Below are 16097 nucleotides of genomic sequence, written 5' to 3'. Positions count from 1 at the left end.
GATAATCTTTGTAGTGTAGTTTTTATTTTTCAACAGCAACAGGGTCGCCTGATGTTATTTCGCTCTGGCCTTCTGTTATCACCTGGTCGCCTGCACTCAGGCCACCAGTTATCTCCACCTGCCCGTTAGATGTTTCTCCCAGTTTCACTTCTACGCTTTTTGCTTTACCATCTTTCACAACAAATACCGAGTGGCCTTCAGGCAGCACCTGCACAGCAGATATAGGCACGGTCAATGCTTTGTCATTCGCGTAGCTTACGATCTGCATTTTACAAGACATGTTCGGGCTGATATTCTTATTGGTACCCAGCCATACCTCTACGTTGAATGCGCGCGATACCGGGTCTACCGAACGGGCTACATAGCTCAGCTTGGTATCGATAGTATCACCTGTCTCGGTGAATATCAGCTTTACCCTGTCACCTTGCTTCACTTTGCCTATATAGCTTTCACCCAATGCGCTTACCACTTTCAGTTTGTCGAAGCTTACCACGCGTATGCCCATAGCACCCGGAGCAGTAGCGTCACCTACCTTTACATTCACCGCATCAACAGTACCGTTGATAGGCGAAGTAATGGTGTACATACTCCTTTGTGCCTGCAGCGCTTCGTATTGCTTCTGCGTGCTTTCGTAGTTGGCCTTAGCTGTCAGCAACTGAACTTCAGAACCGATATTCTGCGCCCACAGCTTTTGCTGCTTTTCGTACACTTGTTTTACCAGTGTCAGTTGCGCTTCCTGCGCTTTTATTTGTTGCTCAACAGCAGCAGCATCCAGTGTAGCCATTACCTGGCCCCTGCTCACGTGCTGGCCTGAGCGTACATTCACCGACCTTACTACACCCGGCGCCTGCGGTGTAACGTTCACGTTCTCATCGCCGCTAACACTTGCCTGTACTTCAACATATGCGTTGAACCTGGTTGGCTGCAATACCATAGCTGTTACCGGTGTAGCCTGTCCGGGATTATCTTTCAGCACTTCTGCTTCCAGTTTGCTGATCTTGTCATCAAGAGCAGCACGTTCTTTCTTTAATTTATCCAACTTGGCAGCTTTATTTTCAGCTTGTTTTTCTTCGCCACCGCAAGAAGCCAGGATGATCGTTGTGAGTAGTAATATAACCGAGCGTTTCATGCTATTATATATTTTATATCGTTTTGGTTAATTTGATTATTTGAATTGACCCATTGCTTTTCTAAGGTCAGATTGTGCGTTTATTACATCCAGCATTGCCTGGAAGTAGTTGCTCTGTGCATTGAGCATTTCTGTTTGCGCCTGTGACACTTCCATACTGCTTCCTACACCTGCTTTATATTTTTCCCTTGTAGTTTCCAGCACACTTTTTGCCAGTGAGAAGTTACGCTCCTGGTTGTCCAGTGTGTACAATGCGTTCTTAAGCGTTGTTTTATATTGCTTATTTTCCAGGTCTATACCTCGCTTAAGGTTATCAATATTATTCTCAGTCTGCGTCAGGCTTATTTTAGCTTGCGATACCCTGCTACGTCTTTGCCAGCCGTCAAAAATGGGTACTTTCAATTGCAGGCCTATTACTGTATAGAATACATACTGATTTCCGAAAAACTTGCTGAAGTCATTCGTTTGATAAGTATATGCGGCAGTACCAAATGCAGCTAAAGACGGTAATGCTGACAAGTGATGCCTTTTCAGGTCGTACTCATTAAGGCTCTTTTGCGTTTTCAATAGCATATAGTCTGTACGGTCCGTATACTTAACCTCATCCAACAACATCTGGTTAGCTTCGGATATCGCATTACCAACCGCTGTATCTGTTAATATTATCGGTATTTCCATATCAATACCCAATTGATATTTCAACATTTGTTTACTTACAGCTATCAGGTTGCCTACCTTAGTACTATCTGCTGCCAGGTTATTTACCTGAACAGATATCCTGTCCACATCTATTTTTTCTGTAAAACCATTATCATAATAGGCTTTTGTCTCACGACCAATTGTCCTGATATACTGCATGGTCTCTTTCATGGTTTCGTATTGCTTTTCAGCCACTACCAGTGCGAAATAACCTTTCTGAATATTATACCTTATTTGTTCTTCGGTATACTGTGTCTGCCGGTCATACAACTCCAGCAAAGCTTCCCTGGCTTGCAGAGCTACCATGACACTACCATCAAATAATATCTGGGTTGCCGTTGCAGAAGCTGTTGCAGAATATTTGGGCGTAAATTGCACGGGAACAAAAGTACCCGGTGGGTATAATGGCTGACCATTTTTATCTGTAAAGAATGTACCGGGTAAGAATGATTTAACCGGATCAGGATATTGGTTATACTCACCTTTTGTACTCACCTGCGGCAATGCCAGGCCCCTCACCTCGTCGTTTATGGCCTTTTGCTTCATCCTGTCCAGCCTTGCATTCTTAGCCTGTACGTTATTTTTTACAGCCAGGTTCATGGCATCGTCCAGGCTTAGCTGCAACGGCTCACCATTTTGCTGTGCGTGTAGTGTGTTTGGTATCAATAATGCTATCAGCGATATTGAACAGAGTAGTTGTCTCATATTTTAGAAACTTGCTTAAAGTATTGTTCTTTATATTTCTGGTATAGTTTTTCTCCTTTGGGGGTCATGATGCCGTACAGGAAGTGTTCACTTATTTCCCTGCCCACAAACTGCAGGTTGAACCTGTCGTTGATAAGCAAAGTAGGGTGATACATCAGCAGCGACAGCTCCATTCTGTAACGTGCCATGAACTCGGCATCTATTTCGGGGCGGTAATAGCCCTCGTTCATGCCTCGTTCTATATTGGCCTTGATATTCTGCACGTCCTTCTCTACCATGCTGTCCCTGAACTCTTTGAACACTTCTGGGAAGAATCTTTCCAGTTCCAGCAGCGCCAGTGGATTCATTTGTTTGTTGATACTATCAAATACCTCCATCACCCGCACCATGGCCTCAACGGCATTTTCCGACTGTTCCATTATCGTGCAACAGTTCTCGGATATTTTTGTTTTGTACCAACTGATGGTTTCGCTCACCACCTCATTTTTATTGGCAAAATGCAGGTATAACGTCTTTTTAGATATACCCGCCCTCCGCGCAATATCGTCCATTGTAATTGTCTTAAAGCCGTATTGGCGGAACAATTCAATGGCAGCACCCAGTATTTTATCTAATGGTTCCATAATCTCGGGGGCAAAACTATGGAAACATTTATTATGAAAATAGTTTCCTGAGTATATTTTATTTCGATACCCGGTATTGCAAAAACAGATAAAGCCGGGTTTTGTTACTTCGATGTGGGTATTTTCCGCTTCGCTACACTTTCGGACGGAAATTAAATTTAGTATTTTGGCATACATAAAATTTCCCGTTATGAGTTTATTAAAAGATTTTAAGGCATTTGCCATGAAGGGCAATGTACTGGACCTGGCAGTAGCCGTAGTAATAGGTGGCGCTTTCGGCAAAATAGTAAGCGCATTGGTCAATGACATTATCATGCCGCTTGTAGGGGTATTGACAGGTGGCGGCAAATTCAATGACAAGTTCATTGTACTGAAAGCCGGCAAAGACGGGGACGTGTATGATACCCTGGCACAGGCCAAAGAGGCGGGCGCCAATGTATTATCATACGGTAATTTCATTCAGGCAGTAGTAGATTTCCTTATCATAGCCTTCTGTATCTTTATCATGATACGCATGATAGATAAGACCAAAAAGAAAGAAGAGGCCAAGCCTGCTGCACCACCGGAGCCTTCTTCTACTGACAAATTGCTGATGGAAATACGCGACGCGCTGAAGAAATAACGCACAGTTGCAAAGTTTTTGTGGCTAAAAACCATTTATTTACGCATTTTTGTGCTGTAAGAGTATTGTTGCATGGCTACAGGAAAGATATATGAAGACCTGAGAGCGCGTAAAAGAACGGGCAAAAGCGGCTTTGCCGTATTGGTAGACCCCGACAAGGTGGCCCCTGCCGATATGCAATACCTGGCAGAATTATGCAATGATGCGGGGGTTGACTACCTGCTGATGGGCGGAAGCCTGGTGGTAGAACACCAGTTGGAAGCCTGCGTAGAGCGTTTCAAAGCCAATAGTAAAATACCTGTATTATTATTCCCGGGCAGCCCGGCACAGGTCACACCATATGCGGATGCATTATTGTACCTCTCATTGATATCAGGCCGCAACCCCGACCTGCTGATAGGCCAACACGTGGTTTCTGCTCCGGCAGTTAAGGCCAGCGGGCTGGAAGTGATCTCTACAGGATATATGGTGATAGATGGGGGTACGCCCACTACTGTATCATATATGAGCCACTCGGCACCCATACCTGCCAACAAGCCTGATATAGCCCTGTGCACTGCATGGGCGGGCGAGCTGCAGGGCAAGCATATTATATATATGGATGCAGGGAGTGGGGCGAAAAACCCCATTTCGGAGGAGATGATACGCAAGGTGAGCGCCCATATTGAGATACCTATGTTCATAGGCGGAGGCATACAAACACCCGAAAAAGTGTACAAGAACTGTAAGGCCGGAGCCAATATAGTGGTAGTGGGCAATGCCATAGAGCGCGACCCCCTGCTGATAGCCGAACTGGTGCAGGCCACAAAAGAAGCTACAGCTTCTGTGAAATGATTTGGAAGGTATATATTTATCAATTACCTTTGCACTCCCTTAAAAAATTAAATACCACCCTGTAGCAGGGGTTAAAATAAAAATAAAGATGAAACGTACATTTCAACCTAGTCGTCGCAGCCGCAAATCAGTTCACGGATTCCGTAAGCGTATGCAGTCTGTAAATGGTCGCAAAGTATTAGCTGCACGTCGTAAAAAAGGCCGCAAGAAGCTGACAGTTTCCAGCGAAGCACGCCTGAAGTAATCATTAAAAACTAAAAGCCATTCGTAATACATTCAAAATATACGAGCGGCTGAAGCGCGAGCAACATATTGATACGCTTTTCCGTACAGGAAAAGCGTTTTCTATTTTACAGGTAAAATTCGTGTACCAGGTAGTGCCGCGCGAGGCCGAGCTGTCGCCCGCAAGGGTTGGCTTTTCCGTGCCTAAGAAAAAATTCCGCCGGTCGGTGCAGCGCCACCACCTGCGCAGGCTGATGCTGGAAGCATGGCGCCTGAACAAAAAAGACCTGTATGCCGCTATACCCGCCGACCAACACCTGCGCATCTTTATACTCTATATTGCGCGCGAAGCAGTGGATTTCAGTACCTTGCAACATAGCATACAAACAGGCATCAAAAGGCTGGCTGAAACTATGGCTGCTGACAATACATAAAACCATACATTACCCGGAGATAATCTGAGTTTTTGGTTTTCATTTTTGAATTTTGACTTATTAAAAAGTTTTTCTCCATATTATTCATCGGGCTGATACGCTTCTACCAGGGGGCGATATCACCATTGTTCGGCTCAAAATGCCGCTATACCCCCACCTGTAGCGCCTACGGACTGGAAGCCGTGAAAAAATACGGGCCATGGAAAGGCGGGCGTATGGCCATTAAGCGCATCCTGTCCTGTCACCCGTGGGGCGGTAGTGGATATGACCCTGTGCCGTAGACGTTCTTAAAAGGTCTATTGAGATAACGCATCAGTTGTCATGTTTTTACTTTTTTGGCTTTTGAATTTTTAATTTTACACATGTTCTATTCATTCAAAGGGTTTGTGCCGGTTGTGCACCCTACAGCTTATGTGCACCCACAGGCTGCAGTTACAGGTAATGTTATTATTGGTAAAGATGTATATATCGGGCCCGGGGCTGCCCTGCGTGGCGATTGGGGCGGTATAGTAGTGGAGGACGGATGTAATGTACAGGAGAACTGTACAGTGCACATGTTTCCCGGTGTGACGGTAACGCTGAAAGAGAGTGCGCATATAGGGCATGGCGCTATCATTCATGGCGCAACAATAGGTCGTAATGTGCTGGTAGGCATGAATGCCGTAATTATGGACGAAGTTGAAATAGGTGACGAAAGTATCATCGGAGCTTTATCCTTTGTGGCTGCCAATACTAAAATACCGCCACGCTCACTGGTAGTAGGCAATCCGGGTAAGGTGATCAAACAGGTGAGCGATGACATGATCAACTGGAAGACCAAGGGGACAGCACTTTATCAAAGCCTGCCCAAAGACCTGTACGAAACACTGCAGCCTTGTGAGCCTCTCAGAGAGATACCAGCTGACCGGCCCACACAGGAATCGCTGTATGATACATGGAATAAAATAAAGAACGGTTAATACAATATGTAAAAAGTCCCGCCGGTTGGCGGGACTTTTTACATATTGTATGCTAAAACTATTTAGAAGCTTTAGCCTGATCAGCGTCTTTGTCTGATTGTGCTTTTTTGTCGCAAGATTTTTTCTCGCCTTTTTTGCAGCACTCTTTTTTCTCACCTTTCTTGCAGCATTCTTTTTTGCTACCCTTGTCGCCTTCGCAAGCAAATGTTGTACCTACTATCAACAGGCCAACAAGCAGTAATGATAATTTTTTCATTGTTTCGTTATTTTGTAATTAATAATTTCGATAATATAATATACAAACTTAAGGCATTTTAGCTAAAACTGTTACACCGCCCTGGGTTATATCCCCAATTTTAACATTTATCGGTGTGCCTACGGGAAAGAATACATCTACCCTTGAACCAAAGCGAATGAAACCAAACTCTTTGGTTTGCTCTACACTGTCGCCCTCTTTTACATAATAGGCAATACGGCGCGCCATAGCACCTGCTATCTGGCGGGTAAGTAATTCCGTTTTACCATTGCTGATCACGTAGCTGGTGCGCTCGTTCAGCGTAGACGATTTAGGGTGCCATGCTACCAGGTATTTACCGGGGTGGTACTTAAAATACTTCACTACACCGCTTATCGGGTTCAGGTTCTGGTGCACGTTTAGCGGCGACATAAATATGGATACCTGTAAACGCTGGTCTTTAAAATATTCGGGCTCATATACTTCTTCTATCACCACTACTTTACCATCTGCAGGTGCAATAGCCAGACTGTCATCGCGGGTCAGATCGCGGGTAGGAATGCGGAAGAACCACAGCACCCAGAACCACAGCAGGAAGTAAACAAACTGTATAGACCAATGCAGCCAGGGTATGTTCCCCAAAAACTTATTGCTGGTGTACCAGATAATGATCCACAAAACCGTGGCTAAAACAATAAAGATATATCCTTCGCGATGTATTGACATGGGGGCAAAATTATTCTAAAAAATGGTCAATGGTAAATAATGCATGAATATATATGCGTAAACAAATGCAAATGGTGTAGCCACCAGCAAGGAATCAAAACGGTCCAGCGCACCGCCATGCCCCGGCATCATAGTGCCGGAATCCTTGATATTGGCCAGTCGCTTGAGTTTAGACTCTAAGAGGTCGCCCGCTGTGCCGGCTACCGCTGCGCACAGTGCCAGTGCCATCCAGTCGATCATAGAATAGTAAGGCGTGTAATAACCCCAGATAGCGGCACCTGCAATGGTGAGTATAGCTCCTCCTGCTGTACCTTCCCATGTTTTTTTAGGAGAAATAGGCGAGAAAGGGGTTTTCCCGATGAACGAACCTACCAGGTAGGCCATCGTGTCATTCATCCATATCATCAGCACCAGCGATAGCGGTATGAGTATAGACTGACTGCGCATATTATACAGCAATATCATGGGCAACATGATATATAATATGCCGCCCAGCGCCTGTATACCCGCCTGTAATGCCGTCTTTTTTGATAAGGTGGTCATCAATAGTATCAGCACCGGCACGAACAACATCATTTTAGAAAAGCGTACGCCATTCAGCACAGGTGTCTCTAACAACAACCATAGTAATGATAACACCTGTATGGTAACAGGCAACCAATTAGGCCAGTGTACATCAGGGAATATCTTCTTCATCAGCGGGAAATACTCCCTCAGGCATAACACCTGTATCAGGCTTATCAGCGCAATAAATGCATATTCGTTCCAGAGCAATCCCGCCATCATAATAGCGGAAAAAACAATGGCACTGCCAAGACGTGTAAAAAATGTAGGCCAATGTAAAGCCATATTATTGCCTGTTGTTTAATTCTTTTAATTTTTCTTCAAGTTCCTCAACGGTAAAATCGCTGCTCCAGCCGGCAGGTAGCGGTGTTGCCGGTTTTTTCAGCAACATAAAAAACAATACCGCCGCCGATGTACCTATTACCAGTACATACCAGGGAAAGCTATCGTTCTCTGTCACGGAATCGGGGATAATGCCATTCTTTGCCATATATTCCACTACTATCTGCAGGGCGTTGTTGGTAAAGTGTACAATGATATTGGCCCATATACTGCCGGTGTAATAATACACATAACCCAGCACCATACCCATGATAAAGATAGACGGCAGGTTGTATAACTGGCCGTGAAACAAAGCGAACAACCCTGCCGACATAAAAATAGCGAAGCTGATATTCTTTGTCTGCTTATGGAAAAAACGCATGATAACACCACGGAAGAACAGCTCCTCGCCAAAGGCAGGTATCACCGCCAGTACAAAAACCGTAAACAGCAGATCACCGACGGTCTTGTCCTGCATCAGCGCTTTCATAATAGTATCGCTGCGCTCCTGCGATTCGTTGGCTGCGGCAAAATTCAGCTCCCTCATCCACTGGCCCAGTTGCAATACAATAGGCAGAGAGGCCACCAGTAATAATAAAGAAACTACAACCAGCATCGGGCGTTTTACCTTCCTGAAACCTAAATAAGTAACTGGCTCAGGGTGACTGGTATAGGCAAATAAGAATGCGGTTCCGCCAAACAAGGCCAGGTTGCTGATCATCTGGAAGATCTTGAATGCAAATACTGTTTTATGCGGGCTGTTCACATCTATTGATACCACTTCGGCAGTAGATACTCCGGTGAGCATAGGCACCAGCAACAGGCTGAGCACTGTTGCTGCCGAGAACATAGTAAACACCATGAGTATCAGCAGCAATAGCTGCATCCATATAGGGTATTCTCTCCAGTACTTGTTAAACATAATTAAATATTACCCGCAAAGGTAACAGTGTAATGTTACTTTGGCTTGATTGTTGAAAGAATTTGGCCTGACAAGCTGTTAAAACAAGCATATCACTCAATATATTCAATTAAAATGCAACATTATCAGCGTTTTTAATGTTATTGGGCGTTACACATCGCTATCTTTTAACTATTTTTGACAGATTATTGCAAACATTGCTCATGAACGAAATTCAGGCAGGGCCGTTACTAACCAATATTGATACTCCCGCAGACTTGAAAAAGCTGAAAAAGGAGGAGTTACAGCAAGTTTGTACCGAGTTAAGGCAGTTCATTATTGACTGTGTAAGCGTACACGGAGGTCACTTTGGTGCCAGCCTTGGCGTGGTTGAACTGACCACAGCCCTGCATTATGTGCTCAATACCCCTTACGACCAACTGGTATGGGACGTAGGCCACCAGGCTTACGGCCATAAGATACTGACCGGCCGCCGTAAGGTTTTTCATACCAACAGGAAATACAAGGGACTGAGTGGTTTTCCCAAACGCAGCGAGAGTGAATATGATACTTTCGGTGTGGGGCACTCTTCTACTTCCATATCCGCGGCGCTGGGTATGGCCATAGCTTCAAAGTACAAAGGTGAGACCAACCGCCAGCACATAGCTGTAATAGGCGATGGCGCTATGACCGCGGGCCTGCCTTTTGAAGCACTGAACCACGCAGGTGTAAGCAATTGCAACCTGCTGGTGATACTGAACGACAACAACATGTCTATAGACCCCAATGTAGGGGCGTTGAAAGAATACCTGACAGACATCACAACTTCGCACACTTATAACAAGCTGCGCGATGATGTATGGAAACTGCTGGGCAAGCTGCCTTACGGCGACTACCAGCGCGACGTGGTATCTAAGCTGCAGGCGAGTGTAAAAGGTATGCTGTCTAAAACCAGCAACCTGTTTGAAGCGCTGGGACTGCGCTACTTCGGCCCGATAGACGGGCACAATGTGCTGAAGCTGGTTGAGGTGCTGGAACATATGAAAGACATTCCCGGCCCGAAATTGCTGCACATAAAAACAGTAAAAGGTAAGGGATACGACCTGGCCGAAAAAGACCAGACCCTCTGGCACGCACCCGGTACTTTCGATAAGATAACGGGCAAGATCAACAAAAAGACATACGACGTACCCCAGGCTCCTAAATACCAGGATGTTTTCGGGCATACCATTATAGAGCTGGCCAAAGCCAATGACAAGATCATGGGTATTACACCGGCAATGCCATCAGGCTGCTCGCTGAAATACATGATGGCAGAAATGCCCGACCGTGCTTTTGACGTGGGCATAGCCGAGCAGCACGCTGTAACTGTAAGTGCGGGACTGGCTACGCAGGGCATGAGGGTGTTCTGCAACATCTACAGTTCGTTCATGCAGCGTGGTTATGATATGGTGGTGCACGATGTAGCGATACAGAAGCTGCCTGTTGTCTTCTGCCTGGACCGTGCGGGACTGGTGGGTGATGACGGACCGACACACCACGGTGCTTACGACATAGCTTATATGCGTTGCATACCCAACATGGTAGTGAGCGCACCTATGAACGAAGCCGAACTGCGTAACCTGATGTACACAGCGCAACTGGACGAGAACCGGTACCCGTTTGTGATACGCTACCCGCGCGGACAAGGTGTGATGCCTGAATGGCGCACCCCAATGAAGCAAATAGAGATCGGTAAAGGCCGCATGATAAAAGATGGTGAAGACGTAGCGATACTGACACTGGGACACCCGGGCAACTTTGCCGTACAGGCCTGCAAAGAACTGATGACCGAAGGGCTGAACCCCGCGCACTACGACATGCGCTTTGCCAAGCCGCTGGACGAACCATTACTACACGAGATAGCACAGAAATTCAACAAAATAATAACCGTAGAAGACGGAACCATAGTAGGTGGTTTTGGCAGTGCGGTGTTAGAGTTTATGGCTGCTAATAATTATACACCCGAAGTAAAAATGCTGGGCATTCCTGATAGCATTATAGAGCACGGCAAACCTGAAGAACTGCAACGCGAATGCGGTTTTGACGCACAAGGCATAGCTGAAGCTGTACGCGAAATGGTGAGCAGGAGCGTGAAGGAGCTGGTTTGATAAATCAAAACCTAAAATAGAGTTCGTCATTTCGAACGAAACGGAGCATAGAGAGAAATCTCCTGAGTATTTCTCCTAAGCACGTAATATGCTTGTTTACCATTCCAACATTAACACGTGGGTACGTTGGAGAAGAACACAAACATATCTCCAACCCTACAGCTACATTAGAAATTCAGTTGTAACCCCACGGTATTCCCGCTTGTTGCAAATATCAATTGTTTTGATGGCCTTTTATGGGCGTACATTGAATTGACCCGGCCTTCCAGTGCATATCTGCCATTGCATTTTCTCTGGCCCAGGATAGCGAGAGGTATGGCAACAGCCAAAACCCCGGCACCGGCAATAGCCAGCCCCCATTCAGGGTCACCACCTCCCAGGTATGTACCGCATGGCCAGCCTATCAGGCCGCCACCCACAGCAGCAAGTACGTTACCGGTTACAGTTAGTCCATTCGTACAGGAGCCGGACCGCGCCCTGTTGTAAGCAGGGGCATGATAGTCAGTACTAACCGGAGCTGTAAGGTCGAATGCTTTTCCGGGTACGGCAGCTTTTGCAAGCAGGTCAGATCGTTGTGCATAACAATCGGCAGATAACAGCACCAACAACAATAGTAATTTATACATAGTTTACAAGTTTCAGGTATAACAAAACAATGTGAATTTAAGAAGTTCCGCTATTATTACAACTCCAGCCTGTATACAAACTCTTCTATCTCTTTCCCTCTGCCATTGGCAAAACCTTTATCCGTGCCTATTCGTACAAAGCCATTTCGCTCCAGTACTTTCTGCGAGCCTGTGTTATCGTAAGCTATTCTTGCGTATAGTATCTTCTTATCAGTAGTAGCTAATAATTGTTGAAGGGCTTTGGTGGCAATGCCCTTGCCCCAGTGCTGACGATCGATCCAGTAAGATACATTGGTTTCGTCCTCGATCTCAAAATGCGCTACACTACCTACCGGAACATCATCGACAAATATGGTTTTCATATTAATAGTGGAGTTGGCTACTATCTTTCTCCACTTCTCCATGTAGGCTTGCTTATCAGCAGGGTCGGGCGTGTTGAAAGCGGCAACATAGTTAGACGTTTCATCGGTTTGGAAAATGAACAAAGTTTCCAGGTCGTCAACTGTAGTTTTTTGCAAATGCATATTCATGATATAAATATCGGTAAACTTAGATTGTATACTTCAGTACATCCGGGTAAAAACAGGCATTAAATGTTTAACAAATAGCATTAATAACATTAAAATCTTTAAACAAAGTTACTATCTTGTATTAGATACATTCTTGTAATACAATTAATTATTCCCCTCTTGTAAAAAAATGAATGATACACTGAAAATGCATATCCTGGATGTGCTGCAGTATTCACGTGAAGTGATATGGTGTGTTGACATGAATACCTTCGATCTGCTTTACACAAACAAAGCATGTTTTGACGTATGGGGATATACCCCTGAGGAAATGATGGCGGACAAAAGCATTTTCGCTTCCCACTTACATCCTGAAGATGCAGAAATATATCAAAAAGGAGTTGCTGAAGCAAAACAAAATGGCAAGAGTCATAATGAGTTTCGTATCATACATAAAGACGGGAGCGTTAAAGTAATAAAAGGAGACGCCATTTTTTACAAAGGCGAAAATGGCTTACCTGACACGCTTACCGGTATAGCTGTTGATGTTACCCGGGAACGTGAACTGATAGAAGATCTGGCAATTAGCCAAAACAGGTTCCGGTCTATTTCTGATAATACGCCTGTAATGACATGGACGTCATCCGTTGACACAGGTGTGAATTATGTAAATAAGGCATGGGTAGATTTTACAGGAAAAAAGCTGGAAGAACTGCATGGTGCAGACTGGATGAGTATACTGCACCCTGATGACCATGACATCATCAACCGGCAACGCTCTGTTATCTACCACGAGGGCAAACCATTTGAAATAGAATGCCGGATGCAACGTAAAGATGGCGTGTACAGGTATATGATGTTAAAAGGCTCACCACAATATGACAGTAGTAATAATTGCATCGGTTTTGTGGGAACTGCTGTTGACCTTACAGATATAAAGCTACTGAACGAACAGCTGATGGATAGTGAACTGCGGTTCAAATCCATAGCCAATGATTCGCCGATACTTATGTGGACGGCAGATGAACATAAGCATTGTACTTTTTTCAACACCACCTGGGAGACCTTTTCGGGTATGAAACAGGAAGAACTGATGGGTGACGGATGGACAAAACTAATACACCCGGACGATATAGCAGGCTTCGCCCGCGAACGCGACACCCACTTTGAGTCACGTACGCCATTCGGGTTGGAATGCAGGCTTATGGGCAAAGACGGGGTATATAGATGGATGCAGGTAACAGGTAGCCCCCAGTTCAATTCCAAAGGAGAATTTTCCGGCTTCGTCGGCAATGGCACGGACATTACTGACCTTAAGAACTTCAGCGACCAGGTACAAAAGGCCAACATTCGCATGCAGGAAGCCTTGCTGGAGTCGAAACGACTGATGCGGGTCATCAACAGGACAAATAACATCATTGTTCTTGCCGATGCTGAAGGTAGAATAACCTGGGTAAATGATGCCTATACCAAAACAACCGGGTATACCATACAGGAAGCAATAGGTAAAAAACCCGGTGAACTGGTACATGGCCCCGAGACAGACCCCGGAACCGTAGCACTGATGACAGACGCTATTGTCAAAGGTGAAATGATAAAAGCTGAAATTCTCAACTACAGTAAAAACGGTGATAAATACTGGTTGGATGTACGTATTGAACCCATATATAATGGTGATACGCTAACCGGGTTTATGGCCATAGAAATGGACATTACCCAGCGGAAACAGGATGAAAAAGCACTGGCTGAAACCAACAAAAAGATCAGGCAATTCTCTTTTATCACATCACACGAGCTTCGTCATGAGTTTTCCAAGATCATGCTCTTGCTGAATGCAGGCAAACTACAGGATAATACAACTGAAGATATACTATCCTATTTTGCAGAACTCGAAGATCCTGTCAATAAGATCAACAGGATCATTCAGCACATGAATGAGACGCTCTTGTCAGCAGAAACTCATGGTACAAATTTCAACAACAGGAATATTGACCAGGTAGATGAGATATGCCTGGTAGACGATGACAGGCTCATCAACATGATCAACAAACGTCTCATATCGAAAATACTTCCCGACGTACAAATCAAAGTATTTGAGGCCCCGGATAGTGCTATTGAATATATGCGTATACAACCTGCACTTAACAGGCTTACATTCCTCGACCTGAATTTCCCGGACAATAAAACAGGCTGGGACTTTCTGGATGCATATACCCAACTGGACCTGCAACAGCCTGTTATTATATTATCTTCTTCTATTGACAACGAGGACAGGGAAAGATCCAAAAAATACAACCAGGTGGCAGACTACTATTCTAAACCACTGTCTATAGATGTAATAAATAATATATTCGACAGGTAAAACAAATATGCTGACAAACATCATGATATTTGTCAGCGTACTTGTTGAGCAAAATCCTTAGTATTACTGTTCGAAAACTGTTCTTAGATGAATATATCACGTTTATTAGCCGGGTTTGTCATTATATGCGTTATTGCGGTATCCTGCCAGCACGATCCATATGTTGTTCCCGTTCAGGACAGAACAGGGGTTCCGGGTTTATGTTTTGACAGGGATATACTGCCAATTTTCATATCAGAATGTGCTAAAAGTGGTTGTCATGACGCAGCCGGCCATGCCAAAGGGTATGTCCTGGATAGCTATGAGAACATTGTTGAGAAAGGTATTGCTCCGGGCAATGCAATAGGTAGCAAGATATATAAATCTATTGTTGGCCTTACTGAAGAACGTATGCCACAGGACGCACCGGCACTTAGCACAGAAAAAACCGACCTAATAAAAAAATGGATAAACGCAGGTGCATTAAAAGATAGCAGTTGCACATCTCCGTGCGACTCGAACAATTTCACATATGCTGCAGCCATTGAGCCACTGATGCAAAAATACTGTACGGGCTGCCACAGTGGCACTACACCCCAGGGCAATTTAGTACTAACGGATTATACTGCGGTGAAAAGTGCCGTACAAAACAAGAACCTGGTAAAATGTATCAACTATGAGCCAGGCTACCAGGCTATGCCACAGGGAGGATTAAAACTGACCAATTGCGAGATAAGGCAGGTGGAAAAATGGGTTGAGGCAGGCATGCAAAACAACTGATAGGTGGCATATAACACACGCCTACTAAATGACATCAACTAAAAAATAAATAGCATTAATTGTTATTTTTTACGTATTTTTGCGTAAGTATATTTTTTGTAAATGATACTTACGCTCTTTATTTAATGAACAACACAATGTTCCGAAGGCCTTTATATTTTTCTTCTGTTTTGGGAAACATTTGGAAACAAAACAGCGTAAAAATTTGACTATCAGCAAAATACAAGGAACCAAACAAGCTGTTTCAGTGCATTGATGGAAACAAAACGGGAACAATTTATATGCCGGGGAAACAAAACGAGAGGCGTAACATCTATAATACCCGTTTGCCAAAGGGCATCAGGCTGATCTCTACCAACTTAAAATGCTGCCTGCCGAAAGGTATGCCGATAATGGTGATATAAAGCAGTATACCAAATACGATATGGGTAATGGCTGTCCATAAGCCTCCACAGAGTATCCATATGATATTGAACAGTGTGGCCAGGCAACCGCTATTGCTGCTGCTGCTCACCACCTCCCTGCCAAAAGGCGCCAGCACCAGCCCGGCTATTTTGAAACATTGTATACCAAACGGGATACCTATGATGGTTAGTGTAAACAGTACACCACAAACAAAATAGATCAGCGCACTGATAAGCCCGCCGAAGACCAGCCAGATGATGTTGCCCAAAAGATGAAAAGGTGCCATAGTGAGTTATGTAGTGATAAAGCTAC

At 44.7% G+C, this 16097-nt stretch carries 19 protein-coding genes; 9 read left to right on the top strand and 10 right to left on the bottom strand.

The annotated features are described in order from the left end of the window. Nucleotides 1-22: 22 nt before the first annotated feature. From H6550_02340 to H6550_02330, 3 genes are read right to left on the bottom strand one after another with little or no spacing between them, the layout of a single operon-like run. Entirely contained in the window at nucleotides 23-1129 is a 1107-nt protein-coding gene (locus H6550_02340) for an efflux RND transporter periplasmic adaptor subunit (protein ID MCB9044958.1), read from the bottom strand. Nucleotides 1130-1165: 36 nt separating this feature from the next. Continuing rightward, the gene (locus H6550_02335) at nucleotides 1166-2533 is read right to left on the bottom strand and encodes a TolC family protein (protein MCB9044957.1); all 1368 of its coding nucleotides are present in this window, start codon (nucleotides 2531-2533) and stop codon (nucleotides 1166-1168) included. Continuing rightward, nucleotides 2530-3156, bottom strand: coding sequence for a TetR/AcrR family transcriptional regulator (locus H6550_02330; GenBank protein MCB9044956.1), 627 nt, complete (start codon nucleotides 3154-3156; stop codon nucleotides 2530-2532). The genes H6550_02335 and H6550_02330 overlap by 4 nt, the downstream gene beginning before the upstream one ends. Nucleotides 3157-3346: 190 nt before the next feature. Between H6550_02330 and mscL the strand changes: the two genes are divergently transcribed. The 6 genes from mscL (at nucleotide 3347) to H6550_02300 (ending at nucleotide 6227) form a co-directional block, all read left to right on the top strand. Continuing rightward, nucleotides 3347-3778 (top strand): large conductance mechanosensitive channel protein MscL, encoded by a 432-nt coding sequence (gene mscL / locus H6550_02325; GenBank protein ID MCB9044955.1) that lies wholly within the window; start codon nucleotides 3347-3349, stop codon nucleotides 3776-3778. A gap of 72 nt (nucleotides 3779-3850) precedes the next feature. Continuing rightward, nucleotides 3851-4612 (top strand): geranylgeranylglyceryl/heptaprenylglyceryl phosphate synthase, encoded by a 762-nt coding sequence (locus tag H6550_02320; protein ID MCB9044954.1) that lies wholly within the window; start codon nucleotides 3851-3853, stop codon nucleotides 4610-4612. A gap of 88 nt (nucleotides 4613-4700) precedes the next feature. Next, nucleotides 4701-4856, top strand: a complete 156-nt coding sequence (gene rpmH, locus H6550_02315; protein ID MCB9044953.1) for a 50S ribosomal protein L34 — start codon at nucleotides 4701-4703, stop codon at nucleotides 4854-4856. A gap of 19 nt (nucleotides 4857-4875) precedes the next feature. Continuing rightward, nucleotides 4876-5268 (top strand): ribonuclease P protein component, encoded by a 393-nt coding sequence (locus H6550_02310; protein MCB9044952.1) that lies wholly within the window; start codon nucleotides 4876-4878, stop codon nucleotides 5266-5268. A 59-nt stretch (nucleotides 5269-5327) separates the two neighbouring features. After that, nucleotides 5328-5549: a membrane protein insertion efficiency factor YidD gene (gene yidD / locus H6550_02305; GenBank protein ID MCB9044951.1), complete on the top strand. Its 222-nt coding sequence runs from the start codon at nucleotides 5328-5330 to the stop codon at nucleotides 5547-5549. 81 nt (nucleotides 5550-5630) lie between these two features. After that, nucleotides 5631-6227 carry a transferase hexapeptide repeat family protein gene (locus tag H6550_02300; protein MCB9044950.1) on the top strand — a complete coding sequence of 199 codons (597 nt, stop codon included), beginning with the start codon at nucleotides 5631-5633 and terminating at the stop codon, nucleotides 6225-6227. Between the two features lie 58 nt (nucleotides 6228-6285). Here H6550_02300 and H6550_02295 read toward each other — a convergent pair whose 3' ends face one another. The 4 genes from H6550_02295 to H6550_02280 are packed head-to-tail and all read right to left on the bottom strand — an operon-like array spanning nucleotide 6286 to nucleotide 8995. Beyond that, entirely contained in the window at nucleotides 6286-6483 is a 198-nt protein-coding gene (locus tag H6550_02295; protein ID MCB9044949.1) for a hypothetical protein, read from the bottom strand. A gap of 48 nt (nucleotides 6484-6531) precedes the next feature. Further along, complete coding sequence (locus tag H6550_02290; protein ID MCB9044948.1) at nucleotides 6532-7188, bottom strand: phosphatidylserine decarboxylase family protein; 657 nt, start codon at nucleotides 7186-7188, stop codon at nucleotides 6532-6534. Nucleotides 7189-7203: 15 nt separating this feature from the next. Beyond that, nucleotides 7204-8037: a phosphatidate cytidylyltransferase gene (locus H6550_02285; GenBank protein ID MCB9044947.1), complete on the bottom strand. Its 834-nt coding sequence runs from the start codon at nucleotides 8035-8037 to the stop codon at nucleotides 7204-7206. A gap of 1 nt (nucleotide 8038) precedes the next feature. Continuing rightward, the gene (locus H6550_02280) at nucleotides 8039-8995 is read right to left on the bottom strand and encodes a CPBP family intramembrane metalloprotease (protein MCB9044946.1); all 957 of its coding nucleotides are present in this window, start codon (nucleotides 8993-8995) and stop codon (nucleotides 8039-8041) included. A gap of 203 nt (nucleotides 8996-9198) precedes the next feature. Here H6550_02280 and H6550_02275 point away from each other — a divergent pair, with 203 nt between their 5' ends. After that, the gene (locus H6550_02275) at nucleotides 9199-11124 is read left to right on the top strand and encodes a 1-deoxy-D-xylulose-5-phosphate synthase (protein ID MCB9044945.1); all 1926 of its coding nucleotides are present in this window, start codon (nucleotides 9199-9201) and stop codon (nucleotides 11122-11124) included. A gap of 167 nt (nucleotides 11125-11291) precedes the next feature. Here the strand turns inward: H6550_02275 and H6550_02270 are convergent, their stop codons facing one another. Together H6550_02270 and H6550_02265 are read right to left on the bottom strand one after the other, a co-directional pair. Beyond that, nucleotides 11292-11750: a hypothetical protein gene (locus tag H6550_02270; protein MCB9044944.1), complete on the bottom strand. Its 459-nt coding sequence runs from the start codon at nucleotides 11748-11750 to the stop codon at nucleotides 11292-11294. 56 nt (nucleotides 11751-11806) lie between these two features. Continuing rightward, the gene (locus H6550_02265; protein ID MCB9044943.1) at nucleotides 11807-12280 is read right to left on the bottom strand and encodes a GNAT family N-acetyltransferase; all 474 of its coding nucleotides are present in this window, start codon (nucleotides 12278-12280) and stop codon (nucleotides 11807-11809) included. 169 nt (nucleotides 12281-12449) lie between these two features. Between H6550_02265 and H6550_02260 the strand changes: the two genes are divergently transcribed. Together H6550_02260 and H6550_02255 are read left to right on the top strand one after the other, a co-directional pair. Continuing rightward, a complete protein-coding gene (locus H6550_02260; protein ID MCB9044942.1) occupies nucleotides 12450-14621 on the top strand; it encodes a PAS domain S-box protein in 2172 nt (723 codons plus the stop codon). Between the two features lie 87 nt (nucleotides 14622-14708). Then, a complete protein-coding gene (locus H6550_02255) occupies nucleotides 14709-15380 on the top strand; it encodes a hypothetical protein (protein MCB9044941.1) in 672 nt (223 codons plus the stop codon). A 313-nt stretch (nucleotides 15381-15693) separates the two neighbouring features. On the opposite strand, the gene H6550_02250 is transcribed toward H6550_02255, so the two are convergent. Continuing rightward, the gene (locus H6550_02250) at nucleotides 15694-16071 is read right to left on the bottom strand and encodes a YccF domain-containing protein (protein ID MCB9044940.1); all 378 of its coding nucleotides are present in this window, start codon (nucleotides 16069-16071) and stop codon (nucleotides 15694-15696) included. Nucleotides 16072-16097: the final 26 nt, after the last annotated feature.

This window comes from Chitinophagales bacterium (assembly GCA_020636495.1).
Taxonomy (GTDB): domain Bacteria; phylum Bacteroidota; class Bacteroidia; order Chitinophagales; family Chitinophagaceae; genus UBA5543.
The sequence above is the reverse complement of the archived record's forward strand: the minus strand, read 5'-3'. Positions and strand labels throughout refer to the sequence as shown.